17 protein-coding genes are annotated in these 21,173 nt (G+C 64.2%); 7 read left to right on the top strand and 10 right to left on the bottom strand.

Annotation, left to right across the window (positions count from 1 at the left end; translation table 11 throughout):
• Nucleotides 1–120 precede the first annotated feature (120 nt).
• Nucleotides 121–1,131, top strand: coding sequence for an acetamidase/formamidase family protein (locus ACFYWM_RS41105; protein ID WP_389926135.1), 1,011 nt, complete (start codon nt 121–123; stop codon nt 1,129–1,131).
• 48 nt (nt 1,132–1,179) lie between these two features.
• Here the strand turns inward: ACFYWM_RS41105 and ACFYWM_RS41100 are convergent, their stop codons facing one another.
• Both ACFYWM_RS41100 and ACFYWM_RS41095 read right to left on the bottom strand, forming a co-directional pair.
• On the bottom strand, nt 1,180–2,067 hold the full coding sequence (locus tag ACFYWM_RS41100) for a Gfo/Idh/MocA family protein (RefSeq protein ID WP_389926132.1): 888 nt from the start codon (nt 2,065–2,067) through the stop codon (nt 1,180–1,182).
• Nucleotides 2,068–2,191: 124 nt separating this feature from the next.
• Nucleotides 2,192–3,136 (bottom strand): NAD-dependent epimerase/dehydratase family protein, encoded by a 945-nt coding sequence (locus ACFYWM_RS41095; RefSeq protein ID WP_389926129.1) that lies wholly within the window; start codon nt 3,134–3,136, stop codon nt 2,192–2,194.
• A 121-nt stretch (nt 3,137–3,257) separates the two neighbouring features.
• Between ACFYWM_RS41095 and ACFYWM_RS41090 the strand changes: the two genes are divergently transcribed.
• From ACFYWM_RS41090 to ACFYWM_RS41080, 3 genes are all read left to right on the top strand, one after another.
• Complete coding sequence (locus ACFYWM_RS41090) at nt 3,258–3,956, top strand: TetR/AcrR family transcriptional regulator (RefSeq protein WP_389926126.1); 699 nt, start codon at nt 3,258–3,260, stop codon at nt 3,954–3,956.
• Nucleotides 3,957–4,098: 142 nt separating this feature from the next.
• Nucleotides 4,099–6,273 (top strand): DUF262 domain-containing protein, encoded by a 2,175-nt coding sequence (locus ACFYWM_RS41085; RefSeq protein WP_389926123.1) that lies wholly within the window; start codon nt 4,099–4,101, stop codon nt 6,271–6,273.
• A gap of 113 nt (nt 6,274–6,386) precedes the next feature.
• Nucleotides 6,387–8,018, top strand: coding sequence for a DUF262 domain-containing protein (locus ACFYWM_RS41080; RefSeq protein ID WP_389926120.1), 1,632 nt, complete (start codon nt 6,387–6,389; stop codon nt 8,016–8,018).
• A 33-nt stretch (nt 8,019–8,051) separates the two neighbouring features.
• On the opposite strand, the gene ACFYWM_RS41075 is transcribed toward ACFYWM_RS41080, so the two are convergent.
• From ACFYWM_RS41075 to ACFYWM_RS41060, 4 genes are read right to left on the bottom strand one after another with little or no spacing between them, the layout of a single operon-like run.
• Nucleotides 8,052–9,110 (bottom strand): UDP-N-acetylmuramate dehydrogenase, encoded by a 1,059-nt coding sequence (locus tag ACFYWM_RS41075; RefSeq protein WP_389926118.1) that lies wholly within the window; start codon nt 9,108–9,110, stop codon nt 8,052–8,054.
• A 19-nt stretch (nt 9,111–9,129) separates the two neighbouring features.
• The gene (locus tag ACFYWM_RS41070) at nt 9,130–10,164 is read right to left on the bottom strand and encodes a serine hydrolase domain-containing protein (RefSeq protein ID WP_389926115.1); all 1,035 of its coding nucleotides are present in this window, start codon (nt 10,162–10,164) and stop codon (nt 9,130–9,132) included.
• On the bottom strand, nt 10,164–11,468 hold the full coding sequence (locus ACFYWM_RS41065; protein ID WP_389926112.1) for a UDP-N-acetylglucosamine 1-carboxyvinyltransferase: 1,305 nt from the start codon (nt 11,466–11,468) through the stop codon (nt 10,164–10,166). The genes ACFYWM_RS41070 and ACFYWM_RS41065 overlap by 1 nt, the downstream gene beginning before the upstream one ends.
• A gap of 7 nt (nt 11,469–11,475) precedes the next feature.
• Nucleotides 11,476–12,210, bottom strand: coding sequence for a hypothetical protein (locus ACFYWM_RS41060; protein WP_389926109.1), 735 nt, complete (start codon nt 12,208–12,210; stop codon nt 11,476–11,478).
• 197 nt (nt 12,211–12,407) lie between these two features.
• Between ACFYWM_RS41060 and ACFYWM_RS41055 the strand changes: the two genes are divergently transcribed.
• Nucleotides 12,408–13,781, top strand: a complete 1,374-nt coding sequence (locus tag ACFYWM_RS41055; RefSeq protein WP_389926107.1) for a hypothetical protein — start codon at nt 12,408–12,410, stop codon at nt 13,779–13,781.
• Nucleotides 13,782–13,925: 144 nt separating this feature from the next.
• Here ACFYWM_RS41055 and ACFYWM_RS41050 read toward each other — a convergent pair whose 3' ends face one another.
• Nucleotides 13,926–14,390, bottom strand: a complete 465-nt coding sequence (locus ACFYWM_RS41050) for an ATP-binding protein (protein ID WP_389926104.1) — start codon at nt 14,388–14,390, stop codon at nt 13,926–13,928.
• Nucleotides 14,391–14,524: 134 nt separating this feature from the next.
• Here ACFYWM_RS41050 and ACFYWM_RS41045 point away from each other — a divergent pair, with 134 nt between their 5' ends.
• Nucleotides 14,525–15,352, top strand: coding sequence for a helix-turn-helix domain-containing protein (locus ACFYWM_RS41045; RefSeq protein WP_389926102.1), 828 nt, complete (start codon nt 14,525–14,527; stop codon nt 15,350–15,352).
• Nucleotides 15,340–15,552 (top strand): DUF397 domain-containing protein, encoded by a 213-nt coding sequence (locus ACFYWM_RS41040; protein WP_389926099.1) that lies wholly within the window; start codon nt 15,340–15,342, stop codon nt 15,550–15,552. The genes ACFYWM_RS41045 and ACFYWM_RS41040 overlap by 13 nt, the downstream gene beginning before the upstream one ends.
• 90 nt (nt 15,553–15,642) lie before the next feature.
• Here the strand turns inward: ACFYWM_RS41040 and ACFYWM_RS41035 are convergent, their stop codons facing one another.
• The 3 genes from ACFYWM_RS41035 to hsdR form a co-directional block, all read right to left on the bottom strand.
• Nucleotides 15,643–16,785 (bottom strand): restriction endonuclease subunit S, encoded by a 1,143-nt coding sequence (locus tag ACFYWM_RS41035; protein WP_389926097.1) that lies wholly within the window; start codon nt 16,783–16,785, stop codon nt 15,643–15,645.
• A 2-nt stretch (nt 16,786–16,787) separates the two neighbouring features.
• Nucleotides 16,788–18,269 carry an N-6 DNA methylase gene (locus ACFYWM_RS41030; protein WP_389926094.1) on the bottom strand — a complete coding sequence of 494 codons (1,482 nt, stop codon included), beginning with the start codon at nt 18,267–18,269 and terminating at the stop codon, nt 16,788–16,790.
• 188 nt (nt 18,270–18,457) lie between these two features.
• Entirely contained in the window at nt 18,458–20,917 is a 2,460-nt protein-coding gene (gene hsdR / locus ACFYWM_RS41025) for an EcoAI/FtnUII family type I restriction enzme subunit R (RefSeq protein ID WP_389926091.1), read from the bottom strand.
• Nucleotides 20,918–21,173: the final 256 nt, after the last annotated feature.

Below are 21,173 nucleotides of genomic sequence, written 5' to 3'. Positions count from 1 at the left end.
CGAGGACAGAACCGTGTTCGACATCTTCCTGGAGGTCGGGGAGGGGCCCGGCTCCTTCCGTACCCCCTCCTTCCCCTTCCCGGAGCTCGCCTCCCCGCGGCTCCCCGCCGGAGGCTCGCGATGAACGTCCTCTCCTACCGCCCCGCGCCCGAGGACCTCAGCTACACCTTCGGCGGGCGGCCCGCGGTGGCCAGGGTCGCCCCGGGCTCGATCGTCGAGACGTACACCGAGGACTGCTTCGGCGGCCTGGTGACCTCGGTCGACGACCTGCCCTCGCGCGTCTGCGAGTTCCCCTACCTCAATCCCGTCACCGGCCCCTTCCACGTGGAGGGGGCCGAGCCGGGCGACACGCTCGCGCTGCACTTCGTCTCCATCGAACCCGCCAGGGACTGGGCCGTGTCGGCCACGTTCCCGCACTTCGGCGCGCTGACCGGCACCCACACCACCGCCATGCTCACCCCCGCCCTGGAGGAGCTGGTGTGGCGCTACGACATCGACGCGGCCGCGGGCGTGGTCCGCTACCACGCGCGCAGGAGCGACTTCACGGTCGAGCTGCCGCTGGACCCGATGCACGGCACGGTCGGCGTCGCGCCCGCCGCGTCCGAGGCCCGCATGACGATCACCCCCGACGCCCACGGCGGCAACATGGACACCCCCGAGCTGCGCGCCGGGGTCACCGTCTACCTCGGCGTCAACGTCGAGGGCGGGCTCTTCGCGATCGGCGACGGGCACGCCAGGCAGGGGCACGGCGAGGTGTGCGGCACCGCCGTCGAGGCGGCGATGAACACCGTCGTCGCCGTGGAACTGATCAAGGGGGTGAGCACCCCGTGGCCCCGTCTGGAGGACGACGGCCACCTGATGTCCACCGGCTCGGCCCGCCCGCTGGAGGACGCGTACCGGATCAGCCAGCACGACCTGGTCACCTGGGCCGCCGAGCTCACCGGCCTGGACCAGCTGGACGCCTACCAGCTGGTCAGCCAGATCGGCGAGGCACCGGTCGGCAACGTCTGCGACACCAACTACACGATGGTCGCCAAGCTCCCCAAACACGCCCTCGGCCGCCCGGCCGTCTACGACTCGGCCCACGACCGCCTGCGCGCCCTCGGCCGGAGATACCTGACCGAACGCTGACCGGGGTCGCCCCGGCCGGGAACCCGGCAGGGCGTGCGAGGTGGGCGGTCAGGCCACGGCGGTGACGATGTCCTCGCAGATCGCGTGGGTGGCGAGGGCGTCGGCGGCGTCGAGGACGGTGCCGGAGCGGACCGCGTCAAGGAACTCCAGGCAGACCTGTTCGATGCCCCGCTGCCGGGAGACCGGGGTCCAGTCGCCCCGCCTGGTGAGGGTCTCGGTGCCGGTGTGGTCGATCACGTCGGCCAGGTTGACCACGCGGCGCTTGGAGTCGCCTCCCATCACCTCCACGGTCTCCTCGGCCGAACCGCTCACCCTGTTCATGATTCCGAAGGCCGTGAAGCCGTCCCCGGACAGCTCCAGCGTCACGTGCTCCAGCAGCCCGTCCCTCACCCTGGCCCGGATGCCGGTGTGCTCGACCTCGCCGGGCACCAGGAACCTGAGGGTGTCCACGACGTGGACGAAGTCGTCGTAGACGACGGTCCGCGGGTCGGCGGCGAGGCGGGTGCGGTTCTTCTGCATCACCACCAGGTCGCGGGGGAGGTCGCGCAGCGCCGCGTAGGACGGCGCCCTGCGGCGGTTGAAGCCGACGAGCAGCGACCGCTCGCTCTCGCGCGCCAGCCCCACCAGGCGCTCGCACTCGGCGAGGGTGTAGGCGATCGGCTTGTCCAGGTAGACGTGGACGCCCGCCCGCAGCAGCGGCTCGACGACCTCCGCGTGCGCGGCCGTCGCGACGTGCACGAAGGCCGCCTCGACCCCCGCGCCGAGCAGCTCGTCCACCGAGGAGAAGCGGCGCTCGACCCGGTAGGCGTCGCCGAGGCGGTCGAGCGTGGCGCGGTCGCGGGTGCACAGGTGCAGGTCGAGGCCGGGAGTCGCGCCGAGAACGGGCAGGTACGCCTTCTCCGCGATGTCCCCGAGGCCGATGACAGCGATCTTCATACCCGAAGCGTACGGCGTGCCCCCGAGCCTCACCCCGACGCACTGTCCGGGCATGCGGGCCCCGATCCCGAGCTCGCCCTGGCGTACGGTCCCGGCCCGGCGCGTACGGCACGGAGCCTCTCACCTAAGCCGCCGCGGCCAGGCGGTCGCGCCACCACGCGAGCGTCGCGGCCAGCGCCTCGTCCATCGGGGTCGGCGCGACGCCGAGGACGGCCTGGGACTCCTCGGAGTCGAGGACGAAGGGGCGGACGAACTGGTAGCGCAGCTCCTCCAGTTCCCCGAGCATCGGCGAGAAGAGCGCGGCGGCGCGCAGCATCACGTGGGGCATGGCCTTGACCCCGGGGTCGGGGACCCCGGCGAGCGCGCACAGGCGGGCGGCGACCTCGCGTACCGTCATCGGCCCGGTCGTCGGGACGTGCCACGCGCGGCCCCAGGCGCGGTCGCCCTCGCCCGCCGCGACCAGGGTCCGCGCGACGTCGGGCACGTAGGTCCAGCTGTGCGGCTGGGCGGGGTCGCCGGCGAAGCGGACGGTCCTGCCGGCCAGGAGCCTGGGGACGAACCTCTCCCCCAGGTGCGACTGGTCGAGGCAGCCGGGGCCGAAGTAGTCGGATCCGCGCACCTCGGTCACCCTGACCCGGCCCGCCTCGTGCGCGGCCAGGGCGTCCTGCCACACCTTGACCCGGATCGCGCCCTTGGCGCTGGGCGGGTCGAGCGGGTCGTCCTCCCGCATCGGCTTGTCGGGCGCCGCGTAGACGTAGAGGTTGCCGAGGATGACGTACCCCGCGCCGGTGGTCTCGGCGGTTTCCAGCAGTGACGCGGCGAGCGGCGGCCAGTCGCGCGCCCACTCGTGGTAGCGCGGGTTGACGCAGTTGTAGAGGACGGCGGCGCCCCCGGTGAGGGCGGTCAGCCTCTCGCGGTCGCTCACGTCGGCGGCGACCCTGCGGATGCCCGGCAGGTCCGGCCCCGAGCCCGAGCGGCTGACGAGGACGACCTCGCGTCCCTGCCCGGCCAGCAGCCTGGCGACCTGGGAGCCGACCTGACCGGCTCCCGCGATGACGTGCTTGGCCATGGTTTCTCATTCCCTCGTGTCGGTTACCTGTTCCGTTCTGAGAGCAATGCTCTCGCTAGAGAGCATCGATCGTCAAGAGCAGTGCTCTCGTTTTTTGTCGGTGCTCTGGTAAGGTCGGAGCATGAGTTCGAGCCTCACCGCACGCGAGAGGGTCAGAGCCGAGCTGACCCGCGAGATCACCGACGTCGCCCGGCGGCAGCTCGCCGTCGACGGCGCGAGCGGCCTGTCCCTGCGCGCGGTCGCCCGCGAGATGGGCATGGCCTCCTCGGCGATCTACCGCTACTTCCCCTCCAGGGACGACCTGCTCACGGCCCTGATCATCGACGGCTACAACGCCGTCGGCGAGGCCGTGGAGAACGCCGACGCGGCCGTGCCGCCCGAGGACCACGGGGGCAGGTGGCTCGCGGTCTGCCACGCCGTACGGGACTGGGCGCTGGCCCACCCGCACGAGTACGCCCTGCTGTACGGCTCACCCGTCCCCGGCTACCGGGCACCGCAGGACACCGTCCCCGCCGCGCTCCGCGACACCGTCGTCTACGGCCGGATCGTCTCCGACGCCCACCGCGCCGGGGCGCTGAACCCGCCCGGCCCCCAGCCGCCCGTCCCGCCGTCCTTCCCCGAGGACGCCGCGCGCGTGCGCGAGCTGATGCCCGGCGTCCCCGACGACGCGGTCGTCCGCGGCCTGATCGCCTGGACCGGCCTGTTCGGCTGGGTCGGCTTCGAGCTGTTCGGCCAGTTCGACAACGTGATCCTCGACCGCGCGGCGGCCTTCGACCACGCCATGCGCTGCCAGGCCCGCACCCTGGGGCTGCCCATCTGATACGTCACGACTTGGCCGCGATGAGTAACATTCGCCGGTCTGAAGTGATAAACGAGGTGAAAGGCAGTGAAATGAGCCGTTTCCTCGATGAACGAAAGGCACCTCAGACTTCATGGTGGAAAGTCCTATTCACGGCGAAGGTGTGACGGTCCGCGCGCTGTTCGAGCGGAATTCCTTCGCGCTGGACTACTACCAGCGGGAGTACACCTGGACCCGCCACGAGGTCGGCACGCTCATCGACGACCTCGGCCAGCGCTTCCTCGGCCAGTGGAACCCCCTGCACGACCGCGAGGAGGTCGGCCGCTACGCCCCGTACTTCCTGGGCCCCTACGTCTACCACGAGCACAGGGGCCGCACCTTCCTCGTCGACGGCCAGCAGCGCGTCACCACGCTCCACCTCGTGCTGATCTACCTCCGGCAGCTGCTGCTCGACCAGGAGAGGTGGATCGACGCCGACGAGCTGGAGCGGCTCACCTACACGGCGCGGCACGGCAAGCGGAGCTTCAAGGTCGGCAGCTCCGAGGAGCTGTCCCGCGCGCAGCTGCTCAACTCACTGGTCACCGACTGGAACGGTCTCAAGGGGTTCACGCTGCCCGAGAACGCCCACGTCTCGGTGCGCAACCTGCACGACCGGAGCAGGGAGATCGACGGGGAATTCCCCGAGGTGCTGCGCGGCGAGGCCCTGGTGCCCTTCGTCCACTGGCTGCTCGACCGCGTCTGCCTGGTCGGCATCCGGGCCCTGGACCAGGAGAACGGCCGCGAGATCTTCGTGTCGATGAACGACCGGGGGCTCCGGCTGAGCCACGTGGACCTGCTGAAGGGCCACCTCTTCCGGCGGGTCGACGTGAAGGCGCGCGAGGACCTGGGCGGGGCCTGGGCCGACATGCTGGCCCGCCTCACCACCTCCGAGACCGACTCCCCCGAGGCCAACACGCCCAGCGCGTACGTCCGCTCGTTCCTCCTCGCGCAGTACGCGGACCTCGGCGAGGGGTCCGCGGACGCCGCCGAGATCGGGCGGGCGGTCCACGAGTGGATCCTGCGCAACGACGTCCAGCTCGGCCTCGGCCGGGTGGCCGAGGCGCAGGCGTTCGTGCAGCGGCTCACGAACGTGTCCAAGCGCTACTGCGAGCTGCTGCGCGCCTGCCGGGAGTTCACCCCGGCCCTGGCCGGGGTCTACTTCAACGGCCACAACGGCATCGACAACCAGTTCACGCTGTTGCTCTCCGTCGTCTCGCCCGACGACTCCGACGAGGTGTTCACCCGCAAGTGCTCGATGGTCGCCTCGTTCCTCGACCTCGTCTACGTGCGCAGGTCCGTCAACAACCTCCCCGTGCAGCGCCGCGACCTCGACGAGATCGTCCACCGGCTCATCCCCCTCCTGCGGATGTGCCGGACCACCGACGACGTGGCCACGGTCCTCGGCCGGGAGACCTCCCTGCTCGAACACGACTTCCGCGAGCTGGCCTCCTTCGGGCTCCGGGCCAACAACCGCCGCCTGGTGCGCTACCTGCTCTCCCGGATGACCGCCCACGTCCAGCGCGAGTGCGAGGGGGGAAACCACGAGTACGCGTTCCTGCGGGGGAAGCGCGAGTACGAGATCGAGCACGTCTGGGCCAACCGCTTCGAGCGGCACCGGGCCGAGGTCAAGACCACCGCGGAGTTCTACATCCGGCGCAACCGCCTCGGCGCCCTGCTGCTCCTGCCCAAGTCCGTCAACGCGAGCTTCCGCGACGACCCCTACGAGCGGAAGATCGAGCACTACTACGCGGAGAACCGGCTCGCGGCCTCCCTGCACCCCAAGAGCCGCCTGCGCAACACCCCGTTCACCCACTATCTCAGGGACTCGGGCCTGGACAGGGCGTTCCTGCCGTGCCCCACGTTCGGCGTACGGGAGATCGAGCAGCGGCAGAACCTCTACCGGCTTCTGTGCGAGGAGATCTGGAACCCGGTCAGGCTCGGCTACCGCCTGCCGGCGATCTCTTATCCGGAGCGTGTCCCCGAGCAGGCCGGGTCCCGCCGGCACTACGGCATCGAGATCGTCGACCTGATCAGATTCGGCCTGATAGCGCCGAACGCCAAGATCTTCCGTACGGTCAGGGGCGAGATGCACTTCGCCACCGTCGAGGAGGGCGGGACGATCAGGGTGGTGGCGACAGGCCAGGCCTACCACTCCCTGTCGGCCGCCGGAGCCGCGGTCGCCGGGACGAAAGCCTGCGCCGGGTGGGACGTCTGGCGCGTCGACCGCGACGGCACCGCGCTGCCGCTGAAACGCCTCCGCGAGGAGGCCATCCAACGCGGCCTGACGCCCAAGGCCTGACGCGCCTGGATGGAGGGGAGAACCTGATCCGGGTGAGGCGATCGCCGACTCCTAGACACACTTCTTCTCCTTTGGCACAGTCATCTCCCCAGCCCCCTCTTTCCGGAGAACCAGTGCAGCGTTCATCGACTCGCAGGCAGCTCCCTCGTGACCCTGAGCCTTCGACGCCAAGGCTTGTCACCGTCGCCGATGACGTCCTCGCGGGCCGCATCGTGCTCCCCAAGTTCCAGCGAGCTTTCGTCTGGACGCGTCAGCAGGTTCTGAACCTGCTTGACTCCGTGGCGAAGAACTATCCGATCGGCAGCGTCCTGCTGTGGGAGAGCAATCAAGAACTGGCCAGCGAGAGAGCGATCGCAGACCTGGAAGTCGGTTCGCTGCCTCGTGGTCACCACGTCAGTTATCTCCTCGACGGCCAGCAGCGGCTGTCCACGATCTGCGGCGCGCTCAACTGGGAGCCCGACGGAGACCCCAAAAGCCCGTGGAATATCGTCTACGACCTCACGGAAGCTGCCTTCCGCCACCGAGACGACCTCGAAGAGCCACCACCGACTCAACTACCACTGCGTTTCCTTCTCGACGGAGCGGAATTCGTCGTACGGCTGGAGCGACTCACCAACGATGAGTGGAAGGAGCGCGCAAGACTGCTCTACAACCGTTTCTTGAACTATCAGATCGCGACCGTGACGCTACGGGACATGTCGATCGAAGAGATCGGCCTTGTATTCGAGCGCATCAACACCACGGGCACAGATCTAACACTTGTGGAGTTCATGAGAGCTGCCACCTGGACACCCGACTTCGACTTGCTTGACTCGATCGACGAGATCAAAGACGTCCTGCATCGAAAGCGCTACGGAGAGCTCGACCCGAAGGTGATGCTTCGCGCTATAGCCGTGACCGCCGGGTTCGGCTACTCACGTGGAGACATCGAGCAAATTCGAAAGCTACCCAAGCCCGAGCTCAAAGAAGTAATCAAGAAGACTCGGGAGGCCGCCAGTCGCGCGGTCGATTTTCTAGTAACGGAGATCAGGACCCCCTCGTCCAAGACCCTCCCCTACGAAACACAGTTCGCCATCCTGGTTGATGTCTTCGCCCGGATAGACCGGCCAACTTCCGCACAGTACGAGGCGATCCGGCGCTGGTTCTGGCGTACCACCCTCGGCAGCAGGTTCCAGAATTGGAATCTGGCCCAGATGGTGGCGGACCATACAGCTGTCACCGACTTCGCCTCGGGCAAGAGCAGCGAAATCGATGTGCCCTTCTCCGTGCCTCGAAGCTATATCTGGCGTCAGAGCAAGTTCCGTGTTGAGAACGCCGTCTCAAAGATGGTCGCTCTCATGCTCGCCGACGCGACCCCTCTCGACATTCGCACGGGTGTGAAACTGGACACCGGCAAAGCGCTGTCCTGGGCCAACGACAAGGAGTGGCACCACTTTTTCCCCAAGGATTATTTGAAGCGACATCAGGGCGTCGACTATGACGGCGCGAACGTCCCGGCCAACATTGTCATGCTGAGCTCGGCCACCAATATCTTCATCTCCAACCAACCGCCCGGCGGCTATCTTCGGGACTTCGTCGACGAGAGCGGCGAAGAAAAGATTCTCAGCTATCTGGCCAGTTGTTTGGTGACCAAAGAGGCCTTTGAAGCCGCAAGGCGTAACGACTACGAAGAGTTTCTACGGATTCGGTCAGAAACTTTGCACAACCGGGCCCTGGAACTCGCCGGGCTGAATTCCACTCCTTGAGCATCTCAGGACTATGAGCCCGACTGAATATCTTTACGGCACTGCGGCAAGTGACGTATCGCCTTCTATCACGCCCAGCATCGCCGGTTCCGGACAGAGGCGGATCTTGGTCACCGCACGAACGTGAGCGGCGAGCTTTTGGAGGGTGGCGGCGAATGTCGTAGCGGTGACGCCCTCTCTCGCGACGAGAGTGAGAGCGCGGAGGTCCGAGCAATACACACCGGGGGCGAGAACCTGTCCTGGGCTGTAGCCGACGTGTTGCAGAAGCCACCCTGCGCTACCACGTACGACGCCGTCGGCGGTTTGGTGTAGTGCACCACCCACTGCACGCAATGCCTCGGCCTGGCGCGGAGTGAGGGGTGGATTGAGGAACACGGAACCGACCTGGCGGGCATCCGGACCGCTCGATGGAAGGGTCAAGCCGCGTTCGCGACGGTTGACCATAACGGCTTCGGTCGCCGTAGCCAGGAGCGGCGTCGTTCCCAGCGGCACACCCAGCGCGTCGGCGAGATGCTGATAGGTGACCGGTGACGCGCGATCGCTGCGGCGCAGGCGAAGGGTCACTTCGAGAATGGTCCAGCGTGCGGGGTAGACCTTGAACGAGCTGGTGCGGTAACCGAACCCGCACTGTCTTGGAAGCAGGTGAACGACCTCGCGCGTGAGCCAGTCGTGCACGGTGAGGCTCACCAGAGTGTCGCTGATCTGTCGGCCGTAGGCACCGGTGTTCTGGATCGGAGCCGCGCCAATCGTGCCAGGGATACCCGCGAGATATTCGAGCCCGGAAAGCCCTTCGGCCACGGTGAAGTCGATGAGCTCGGCAAGAGAATGACCCGCCTGGACCGTGAGGTCGACCTTGTTTTCCGGTGCCGACCGGGCGGTGATGCCCTGCGTGGCCATCCGGATCACAGGACCGGGGTAACCCGCGTCAGCAGCCAGGATGTTGCTGCCGTGACCGAGCACCATAGGTATGCCGTGCTGCCGAGCCACCGCGTGACTGATGTCCGGCCACGCCATGGGATCGGTATGGGTGAGCAACCAGTCGGCTGGCCCTCCGAGCCTGAGGGTGGTGTGGTCGGCCAGATGCTCACCCATCGGTGATCCTCCTTGTGGGTCAGAAGGTGGCGGCAATCGTCTTTTTGGCAAGCGCACGGAGCGGGGCGATGCGGTCGCGAGCGGGTCCGTGGTAGACGGCGTTTGTGCACACGACCACGTAACGGCCGACATGCGGGGCGAGATAGAGGCTGGTACCGGTGAAACCATGGTGGTAAGCGGTCTGGTGACCGTCGGCGAGAATCCAGGACAGGCCACGCTGAAGGCCGGGCTCGATGTCCGCCTGCGGCACGAGGCTCGCCTCCAGCCATGTACCGGTGACCGTATCGAGCCCGGCGAGCAGATGATTCGCGTAGACGGCCAGATCCGAAGGAGTGGAGAACACCCCGGCATGTCCGGCGACGCCACCCAGCAGGGCGGCGTTGTCGTCATGAGGTGCACCCCAGATTCGGGGAGCTCCCGTCAGACGCTGCTCGGTGGGAGCTACATGTCGGGCACGGGCGACAGGCCCATAGGTGGTGTGCCTCATGCCCGTTTCCGCCCATAGGTCTTCAGCCAGCTGTTGTAGAGGCAGGGCGTGGACGTGGGCGAGCGCCAGCCCAAGAAGGATGTAGCCCCGGTTGATGTACCGGTGGGTGCCAGGCGCCTGTTCGAGTGGTTCTCGGCACATGAGTTCGGCCAGTCCGGTGGGCATGTTGCGGTAACGGTCGAGACGAGTCTCGGCACGCAGTCCGGATGAATGCGCGAGCAACTGCCGGACGGTGACGTCACCGCTTGGAGCATCCCCGTCGATGAATGGCAGGTAGGTACGAATGGGCGCGTCGAGGCCCATCAGGCCCTCGGTCACGGCACGACCGACCAGCGGCCAGGTGGCGACCACCTTCGTCAATGAGGCGACGTCATACATGGTGTGCTCGTCCGGTGGACTTTCACCGCACTCGGGGGCGACAACTCCCGCAGTGAGGACATGCCTGTCTCCGCTCGTCGAACCACAGATGATGACACCCCCCGGTGAACCGCCGCTGTGCACCAGCTCGTGCAGGGCCTCACCCAGCCGTTGGGTATCTTCTGCCGCGAACGGCCGAGAAGCGCGCATCAGGTCTCCTGATCGATGGATATATCGGCCCCCAGCGTGACGAGGTTGTCCAGTAGCCGGCCGTAGCCGCGCCGGAGGTGGTACATGCCGCGGATCGTAGAGGGTTCCGGTGCGATGAGAGCCGCGATCACCAGAGCGGTGACGGCACGGATGTCCTCGGCCTGGGCGTCCGCACCGTGCAGACGGGTAGGACCGTGCACGCTGATCCCGTGGTCCCCCGAGGAAAGAACGGCGCCGAAACGGCGAAGTTCCGGTACGTGTGTGTCACGGCGAGGGTAGACGCGTTCCTCGATCCGGGAAACGCCACGAGCCTGGGTGAGCAGAGCGGTGAGTTGCGGCTGAGTATCGGTGGGCAAGCCGGGATGCGGGCCTGTCGCCGCCCGCACTCCGATCAACTCGCGGATCGGCAGCGCACGCGTGCCGCTTGGTGTCTCGTGCAGGACGATGCCCGCGTCCGCCAGGACGGACACCAGTCCGTCCGGGAACTCAGCCGGGCTGATGCCTTCCAGATGCACGTTGCCGCCGGTCGCGACGGTGGCCATGACCATGGTCGCGGCCTCGATACGGTCCCCTGCGACGGTGAACACACCACCGCCGATCCGGTCCGTTCCCGCGACGTGCAGACCTTCATGATCCCAGGCGACACCAACGCCGCCGGAGGCGAGAAACTGAGCGGTGTCCAGGACTTCGGGCTCGATGCTCGGACGGACGATGAGGCTGGTGCCCGGCGTGCGGGCCGCCAGCAGCAGAGCGCTTACTGTCGCCCCCAGACTCGGCCCGTACGGAGTGCCGACGTCCGTACGGAACGGACGCGGACCACCAGCGCCGAACCACGCTCGAACGCAACCGTCCCCGACGCTTACCTGGGCCCCGGCCGCGTTCATCGCGTTCAAATGCCGATCGATGTGGCGGGGACAGAAAGCGTCTCCACCGGGCAGTGGAAACGTCGTGTGCCCGGCACGCGCCAGCACAGCGGCGCCCAGGACAGCGGAGGTCCGCACCCGGCGGCCGAGCTCCACGTCGACGATCGGGTCCACGATTCCGGCCGGAGTGACAGCGAGCCGTTCGTCCCCTTCCTCCACCTCGGCACCGATGCGCCGGAGGATACGGGCGCACACCTGCGTATCGGTGATGTTCGGGGTCCGGCGCAGTATGACCGGCTCGTCAGCCAGCAGAGTTGCCGCATACAGGTGCAGAGCGATGTTCTTGCTGCCCTGCACGGTGATCCGGCCCGACAGCGGTCGTCCGCCGACGATGCGAACAGCGGCCGTGGCGGGTGAAACGAGAAGAGGTGACGTGGTCATGAGAGCCTCACCTGACTCTGCTGCCGGACGGCAGGAAACCACCGATGTGACTACGGGGATACACCACCGTGCCGGAGCCGATGAGGGTCCCAGGCGCCAGGACCGTACCCGCGGGCAGCGCGACCTGATCACCGATCACGGCTCCGAACTTCGTCTGCCCGGTGCCGACACGCCGCCCGTCGAGATTCACCGTGATCTCTTCGATTGCCGGTTCGACGACCGGCCCCCGGTCACAGCGCAGGCCGGTGGTGGAGCAGAACGCGCCCAGGTTGACGCGTTGGCCGATCACCGAGTCACCGATGAACGAGGGATGCTTCATGAGAATGCCACCGGTCAGCAGACTCCGGGTGATCTCCGCCCCGAAGCCGATGCGACAACCGGGTCCGATCACGCTGTGGTCGCGTACCAGCGCCCCGGCGGAAATGACCGCGCCTTCGCAGACCAGAACAGGCCCGCTGACGGTGGCTCCGGCCTCGATGCGGCCTCCGTACTGAACCACCACCCGGCCGGTGAGCAGAGCCCCCGGCTCCACGATCCCCGGTCGGAAGGACACCGGTTGCGTCTGGTCCAAGCGGTCCAGCTCACCCGTCATCACCGGCTTGATGTCGAACACCGACGGGCACTTGTTCAGCAAGTCGGTGATGTACGGGCTGCCTATGTCATCGAGAGTGAAGTAGTACCCCGGAGTGAGCCGGGCGTCGATGACACCGGTGAAGCCGGCGGTCGAAGCAGGAAGTCGCACGTGGGCCTCCTTTCCCGGTCAGGCATGGTCGTCCTGAGCGGGATGGTCAGTGGGTTACGGGGATTCGCCCATGCGGTCGGCGGCTCGCGAACCCGAGTTGGCGATCGAGGGGCATGACAGTAAGTGAACCCGCGATCACCCCGGACGAGTACGGTTATGGGGAGGCGGATCGGTATACGAGGTATACGGGGTTGGCCATGACGCAGCGCGCACCGAACAGCCGGCTGAAAGACGTCGTCGCGGAGTCCGGATGGACGTACGCGGCGCTCGCACACGCGGTGAGGAAGGTGGCCTCGGAGAACGGCGAGTCTTTACGGACCAACAAATCGGCCGTCGATCATTGGATCGCCGGAACCCTACCTTCAGGCCAGACCGGACAATATCTGGCTGAAGCGCTGTCACGCCGTTTGGGACGTGTCGTAACTTTGGATGACCTCGGTTTGCATTCCCCTGCAAGCCGCGAGGAAGACGACAGCATTGGACTGTCCATCGGTCCCGACCCGTTGGGCGTCCTGGCCTGGATGTGGAGAGCGGATTTGGACCGACGACGCTTCTTGTCAGCCTCCGCGTACTCCGTGGCCGCCGCTGTCCTGCCTCTGGAACACGTCCGCGACATGGCGGCCCGTGCGGCAACGGCCCGTGCGGGAGGCATCGCCGGGAACGCGGAGGTGGCAGCGGTCAGGGACATGGTGAGGATGTTCACCGAGATGGACGAGCGCCACGGCGGTCAACACGGCCGCTCCGCGCTGGTCCAGTACCTCATGAGCGATGTGGCGGCCCTCTGCAAAGGTCGCTTCCGTACCGAAGAGGCGCGCCAGAACATGGTCTCCGCCGCCGCGTCCGGTGTGCACCTGGCGGGCTGGAAGGCGTACGACGCCGGAGAGCAGGGCCTCGCTCAGCGCTACTACCTGCAGTCCTACGCCTTGGCCACCGATTCCGGAGTCCTCGGGCACGACGCGTTCGTCATGCGGACCATGGCTCAGCAGGGAATGAAGCTACACCGGCCCGAACACTGCCTGGCTCTCGCCGAGAGCGGTCTTTCACGGGTCCACGGAAAGGTGGACGCGCAGACCGAGGCGCTGTTCGCGGTCACGCACGCACATGCCCTAGCGAAAACCGGTAAACGCCGCTCGGCCATCCAGGAAGTGGAACGTGCGCGTGTCTGCCTGGCCGCCGAGCAGGGTGACGAGATGCCGTTCTGGGCTTTGGCATGGGGGCCGGCCATCGCGACCGTCCATTCGCGCACCGCCAAGGTCTTCGAGACTCTCGGTGACCGGCGCGGAGCCGCCGAGCAGTACGCCATGGCGGCGGCGAGCCGATCCCCCGGAACGTACGCGCGGATAGTCGCCCTCGACCTGGTCGCTCAAGCCGAGATGCAGGCGGCCCAGGGCGGTGTCGAGCAGGCGTGCGCGACCTGGAGGCGGGCGATGGACGCCATGGATGGAGTGCACTCCGTCCGCACGCGCAAAGCCGTGACAGCCATGCGCCGCAGCCTGACGCCGTTTCGTGCCAGGGGGTTACGCTGCGCCCAGGAACTGGACGAACGCGCGATCGACTTCCTCAACGGCTGAGTTGCCCCGAACGCATAGGAGTGAACAACTCCTGCGGAACCACACCTCTGACAAGGAGAACCCCCGATGAGCCGGATGGCTCATCGGGGGCCGATCCGGCCGGAGTACGGGGGAAGGCTCCAGCCGGATGTCTGGTGTCGTCTCCTATCCGGAGACCGATTTGGGAATGGGCGGATTCTCGGGGAGCGGTGTGGCGCGAACAGCGCACCAGACCGTACGCCCCAAGCCGTGGCCGTGCTCGCGCGTTCCCCATTCCAGGGAGATCTCGCGGACGATCAACAGCCCTCGGCCGTCTTCGGCATCCATCTCTTTTCGGACGTGAGGTCCCGAAAACATTGATCCCGGATCATTCACCTCTACGTAGATGATTTCATCTGTCGCAGCGACGGTGAGACCGATGAAATCCCCGACCTTGGAGTCGGAATGCTTGATCGAGTTCGTTACCAGCTCGGAGACCGCCAGCAGGACGTCGTCGATCGCAGGATGGTTGACACCAAGCCATTTGCGCACTTCAGAGCGGGCTCGTGAGACGGATTCACGAACACTGGGAAGATCGATACTGCCGATGACTTTCGGCTCCGGACTCGCCGTTTCCATGATTTCACCCACCTGAAGCATTCGTCCTCGACCGACCTTCCGACGATCCCAAACTCCCGATACAGTCGGTAGTCAAGCGACTTCGATTGGCTATCAACGGTTTCAATGAAAGGTCTGTTGAAACGTTGACTCTCCGGGGAGGCCGAATGCCGAAGGAAAGTGATCTCTCTCCCACCGACTCACCGACAGCCCTCTTCGGCTTCGAGTTGCGGCGGCTCCGCAAAGCCCGAGAATGGTCCCAGATCAAGCTGTCGAAGACGGTGCCCTACTCGGTAGGGACGATCAGCATGATCGAGACGGCCAAGCGATCACCGTCGGAGGAGTTCGCCCGCTACTGCGACGAGGCCCTGGAGGCTGACGGCGCCCTGATGCGACTCTGGCCGATGGTCAGCCACGCGTCGGCTCCACCGTGGTTCCGGCCGTGGCTCGACGTCGAAGCCACAGCTGAGGCGTTGCGGACATGGGAGCCGCTGATCGTGCCCGGCCTGCTCCAAACGGAGGACTATGCCAGGGCCATCCTCCGCGGCGATGTCGGCGTGACATCCGAGCAGGTCGAGGAGCAGGTGAGGACTCGAATGGAGCGACAGTCCATTCTCAGCCGCCCCAAGCCACCCCTGTACTGGGTCGTCATCGATGAGGCGGTCCTTCATCGTCCAATCGGCAGTCATGCCGTGATGGCAGCACAACTCACCCACCTTCTCGAAGCCGGTCAGACTCCCCGGACCACCATCCAGGTCCTCCCTCTCAAGGCATACTCCACTACCGGTCTTGCTGGCGGATTCGCCATTGCGCAAACACGAGGCACCTTCGACACCGCATACGTGGAGTCCGCCGGAGTCATGAGTCGAGTAACGGAACGACCAGAAGACGTCAGCGTCCTAGCATATAGATACGAGGGGATTCGGTCCGAAGCACTGCCCCAGCGCGAGTCCCTAGAACTGATCAAGGAGACGCTGCAGCGATGGACGAACTGACCCAGGAACTCAAGGCCGCTACATGGCGCAAGTCCACGCTATCAGGGCCTGACGGAGGAAACTGCGTTGAAGTAGCTGAAGTGTCCGGCGGCCGTAAAGGTATTCGCGACAGCAAAAACCCTTTTGGCCCAATACTGGTCTTCACTTCCGTCGAATGGAAGGCTTTCATCAACGAAATAAGGGGAGGTGCGTTCGACTAATTTCTCAAACCCCCAAAAAGGCACCGCCTCCTTGAAGCTTTTTTCCTGCAAAGGAAAGAGGAGTAGGGCAATATTGATTAAATTGCAAGCTTACAAAAAATCGCCAAATGCCTTATTTAGCAAAGACGCCTTTAGTGCAGTTACGCGTTTATCAACTTCAAGGGAGCGTACAATAACCTCTTGCATTCCGTCAATGAGTTGCGCCGTTTTCTTTTGAACCGAAAGCCTGGGAAGCGCCATTTTCTGTTGAGCAAATGACTTGATACCCAAAGTCTTGTTTCGTCCGGCGGATCCAGGTGACGATCTTCTGATCATCTCAAGTCCAACGCTACTTGTAAAATATGAGAACAGATAGCGCAAGTCCGCATCTTCGGACTCTACCCGGTAGGTCATAAAGCGGTGGGAACCAATCATCCCTTCTTCTTCTTTTGAAGCTACACCCACCGCACCCTCCCAGGCAAAAATGTTACTGAAGATTAGATCGTCCGGCTCAATCCAAAAAACCCTCTTTCCGTTTAGCTCAATGCCTGTGGTCGACGGCTTATGAAATACGCCTTTACCAAAGGATCGGATGCCAATCTCTCTATACATTTTTGACTCTACGACCTCGACCGGACGGCGCTTAAGCTTGATTACATCGTCTACCAAGTATTCAGATGTTGGCCCACGCAACGAATCGACAATAAGTGATTCCTTAATTGCCGCCGCCAGTTGATATAGGTCAGCGCGAAGAACGAGCACTTGGTCGAGCTTTGCGAAAGATGACGACAAGTGAGTAGAGATACGACGCTGTTCTTCGAGGTCCGGCAGTGGAACTTTTATCGACTCAAAATCCTTGATAGACAGTGTCTGATTTCGCAAGACCGTTCCAGTCGATGTGCCTTGGATCAAAGATCGCCCCATTTCACTTTGAAAAAAGTAATTTATGTAAGGTAGATCAATTTCACCAATAGGTGCATAAGTCAAGAATCGACTGGACCCGATGCAGCCTTTCTCGGCATCTCCAGATATTGCTATAGCACCCTCCCATGCCATGATGTTACTAACGACTAGACGATTAGGCTTTAACTCAAAATAGCGAAGCTTACTTAGATTTTCCCCCTTAGTGGGAACGCGATGAAAAATACCCTTCCCGAAAGAGCGGATCCCGATCTGTACGTATTCTGTATCGAGATCCACCTCCAAAGGAATCCTTTCAAGACCTAAAACTGAGCCCAACGCTACATAACTCACCTTCACTTCAATCCCTCCAAGTTGACGGCGAGCTTCTCCAATAGGCCCAAGATCTCCCGTTCAATAGCGACCAAGTCGGAGATTAGCTCGTATGGAGGCCGGTGAATGAGATCGTCCCCATTGGCGGGATTGGTTAGATCAAGGTTGAACCCATTCGCCGTGATGTCGGCGACCGGAACCCGCCATGCACGCTCGTTCTCCTCGCGCCCTTCGCGCTCTCTGTCACCCCACCATTTGACACACTCTTCGAATTCATCGTCTCGCATGGGTTTGGTTTTGCTATAACCCTTGCGTCCGTCTGGCGGAACGATCTCGTAAAACCAGGTCTCCTTCGTCGGACCGGTCTTCTCGAAGAAGAGGATGTTTGCCGGGATTTGCGTATAGGGCGCGAAGACACCCTGCGGTAGCCGTACGATCGTATGAAGATCACACTCACGGAGAAGTCGTTCCTTGATACGGGTGCCCGCGCCCTCTCCGAAAAGCACACCATTAGGCAGGACGATCGCGCACCGGCCTCCGGGCTTGAGTTTGTCGAGGATCGCCACGAGGAACAGCCAGGCTGTCTCTCTTGTCTGTACTCCCTTGGGGAAGCGCTCTAGGATCGAGGCCTCCTCCTCCCCTCCAAAAGGTGGGTTGGTGAGAACCACGTCGACCTTGCTTCCCGGCCCGTACTCGCTGGTCATCTGTACTAGAGCGTTGTTGCGCACGATGGTCGGAGAGTCGATCCCGTGCAAGATGAGGTTCATCATGCACAACAGATACGGAAGCGGCTTCTTTTCGATGCCGCGCAGATCTCTCTGAAGCTGCTGCCTCGCCTCGGTGCTGTCGGCCCTGTCGACCAGCTCCTCCAGGCTCTCGACCAGGAAGCCTCCCGTCCCGCAGGCCGGGTCGAGGATGCTCTCTCCCAGTGACAGGAACGACTGCTTGACCGCAAACCGGATCACCGGCCTTGGAGTATAGAACTCTCCCGAGTCTCCTGCCGCGTCGCGCACCTCACGGAGAATCGACTCGTACAGGTACGCCATCGTATGAATATCGTCGCTGGAGGCGAAGTTGATCTCGTTGAGCTGGCGGACGAGGTCGCCAAGGAGATATCCGGAGAGCATCCGGTTATGAATGTCTTTGAACAGGTCGACGAGGACGGCATCACGAGGGGTCGCGCCTTCGAGGTTTCCCTTGAGGTAGGGCAGCAGCTCACCGTTGACGAAGTCGCGGAGCGCGTCGCCATAAAGATCAGGGTCTCCTGCCCAGTCCCTCCAGCGGTAGGGCTTGTCGATCGCAGGGCGGTAGTCCTCCTCAAGAAGCTCCCTGCTGTCTTCCAGGGCGTCGAAGGCCCGTAGGAACAGCAACCAGGACAGCTGCGGCAACCGATCGAGGTCACCGTTGAGACCCGCGTCCTTGCGCATCGTGTCGCGCGCGGACTTGATGACCGCGCTCAACCGGGCGCGAGAGGTCTTGTCGGCGGTCTTGCCGGCCGCTGCCATCAAGAGAAGCCTTCCGTATTGTCAGTGGGCAGCCGAGGTAGGGAATCAGAAGATTCCATCGGCTTGCAGGCCGCGACGTGAGCAGCGTTGAAGCCGATCACGAACGAGGGTTCATCGTAGTAGACGGCTGTGACGGTTGAGCTTTGGTTCGGCAGGTGAGACACACCGGAACCAAAGCCCAACCGCTGTCACGCGACGTCGTAGACGTACTGCCCCAGCCGGTCCAGGACCTCGTGGAGCTTCTGACCTCCACCGAAACGGGCAGCCAGCTCAGCGGGACTGCCCAGATCCCTGAGCGGCGGCAGGGTCAGCACCTTCGCCCTCAGCTCGATCGGGCCGTGCTCGACATATTTGTCCAGCACGAGCTCCAGGATCTCCCTGGCATCCGCCGAGAAGGATTCGAGGAACTCGCGATGCTCCCGGCGCATCCGGCGGGCCCGCTCCCTGCGGGTCATGGCGGGAAACTCCCAGGCCGCCGAGAGGAGCAGGTCGAGTGGATCGGCGTCCTGATCGCCCATCTGCTCGGCCAGGAGTTTGAAGTCGATCCCCAGATCGTTCTTGAGCACCCGGATGATGTCCGACCGCGACCTGGCCCTCGCCCACTGGCCGCGCAGCTCCATCGGGCTGAGGTTCAGCTTGAGAACCTGGTCACCGACGAACCTCCGGTATTCGATCATTACGGGACGACCGCTGTCGGAGTCCATGACGTAGAGGGTGTCGTTCCAGATGAACACCTCCTGCCCGTCCACGTAGTAACGGCGCCCCCGCGTGGTCAACGCTGAGATCAGCTCGTCGTCACTCATCTCCTCAGCGGGATCAAAGGAGCCCCCTTCCTGCTCCTCATAGGCTTCTGCGGGCTCGGCGACGTGTGACCGCTCCTCGGTGAGATCATCCTCGGCGCTCTCGATCGGGTGTCCCTCGTCGTCCAGCTTGATCTCATAGCGGCTGACAGGAGGGCCGTCGAACTCCGGGTCGTTGAACTTCCTGGTCGCGTAGACGAAGTCGATGATGTCGAAGCTGAACTTGCCCTTGTCACCGAACAGCCTCGTCCCGCGCCCCACGATCTGCTTGAACTCCGTCATCGAACCGATCGGACGGAAGATGACGACATTGCGGACCATGGGCATGTCCACCCCGGTCGAGAGGAGTCTCGATGTCACGGCGATTACTGGGGCTTCGGAGTCAACCTTCTTGAACTCATCCAGGTGTGCGAGACCGGGGTCGCCGTCCTTGGCCGTGATCCGTACGACGTAGTCACCGCCGTACTGTCGCGACAGGTCCTGGTTCAGGTTGTGCAGCGCGATACGCATCCGGCTGGCGTGCTCGGAATCGACGCAGAAGACGACGGTCTTGCCCAGCCGGTCGGTGTCGCGCAGCATGTCCGTCAGATACTGGGCTGCTACCTCGGTGCGTTCCTTGATCGCCAGCACCCGCTCGAAATCGGGCTGGTTGTACTCACGTTCGGGGATGAGATTGCCGTAGTTGTCGACCTGGCCCGGCTCCGGCTGCCAGCCGTTGACGTCCACGTTGATGTTCACCCGGCGGACCCGATAGGGGGCGAGGAAGCCGTCCTCGATGCCATCCTTCAGGGAGTACTCGTAGACAGGTTTGCCGAAGTACCCGTAGGTGTCGGCGTCACGCTTGCTGACCGGCGTCGCGGTGAGACCGATCTGTACGGCCGACTCGAAGTGCTTCAGAATCTGCCGCCAGTTCGAGTTGTCCTTCGCGCTCCCTCGGTGGCATTCATCGACGATGACCAGGTCAAAGAAATCCTTGTCGAACTTTTCGAACAGTGCCTTCCTGTCCCCGTCGTTCTCCACGCCCTGCTGGTCAAGGGACTGGTAGAGGGCGAAGTAGATGTGACGACCCAATTTGACCACCCCGCCGGCCAGTTTGTGGACGGCCTCGCCGAACCCCGGAGTGAAGTACTCGTCCTTCGGCTGGTCTATGAGGATGTTGCGATCCGCGAGATAGAGCACGCGTGGCGGATGCCCCTTCGGCCACTGCGCTTGCGAGAGCTTCTTCACGATCTGGTAGGCCACCAAGGTCTTACCGGTTCCCGTGGCGAGGACGAGGAGGAGGCGGTCCTCACCTTTTCCGATGGCCTCGACCGTTTTGTTGACCCCGAGCCGCTGGTAGTAGCGAGGGATCTTCGGTGAGTTGTCCCAGTTCTTCAGAGTCTGATCGAACGGGGTGAGCACGAGATCGGTGGCAAGTCTCTCGTCAAGCCCCTTGGCACGACGGTAGCGACCCCAGAGCTCGTCCGGCGAAGGATAGGTGTCGATCTCGGTGATGGTGCCTCTGTCGAGATCGATCTCCTGGATCTTGGTCCCGTTCGTCGCGTAGGCGAAGGGCAGCTCCAGCTTCTTCGCGTATCGCTTGGCCTGCTCGATGCCGTCGTCCGCATCGATGGACGTCCGCTTGACCTCGACGACTGCGATGGGCACGCCCGGACGGTATTCGAGCGCGTAGTCGGCACGAAGCGGCGTCCCTCGCCTCGGCTTGCCTCCGGCGGCGAGGATCCTTCCATGGGTGATGAGGTATTCGTCGACTAGCTGATCTCGGTCCCATCCCGACTGATTCAGTTGACGCTCGACGAGCGTCCGCCGGGTTTCGTTCTCGTTCGGGCTAGGAGTTCCAGTCGTCACAATCAATTGTTACCCGGCAAGACCGACAGAAGGGCTCAGCTCCACCAGACCGTGACTTTAGCACCGACCGGCTCATCCGCTTTTCGCACTTATTGTCCAAAGCTGTCCAACGAGCGTGGGGGGGGGGGGGGGGGGTGTGTGGGGGGGCCCCCGCCCCCCGCCCCCCGCCGGGGGGGGGGGGGGGCGGCCCACGCAAAAAAAAACAAGCACCGCCCCGGGTGGGTTGTGGGGGCCCCGCACAAAAAAAATAAGTTGG

The sequence above is a fragment of the Streptosporangium sp. NPDC002721 genome (genome assembly GCF_042888905.1).
Taxonomy (GTDB): Bacteria; Actinomycetota; Actinomycetes; order Streptosporangiales; family Streptosporangiaceae; genus Streptosporangium.
This window is presented reverse-complemented; position numbering and strand designations above follow the sequence as displayed.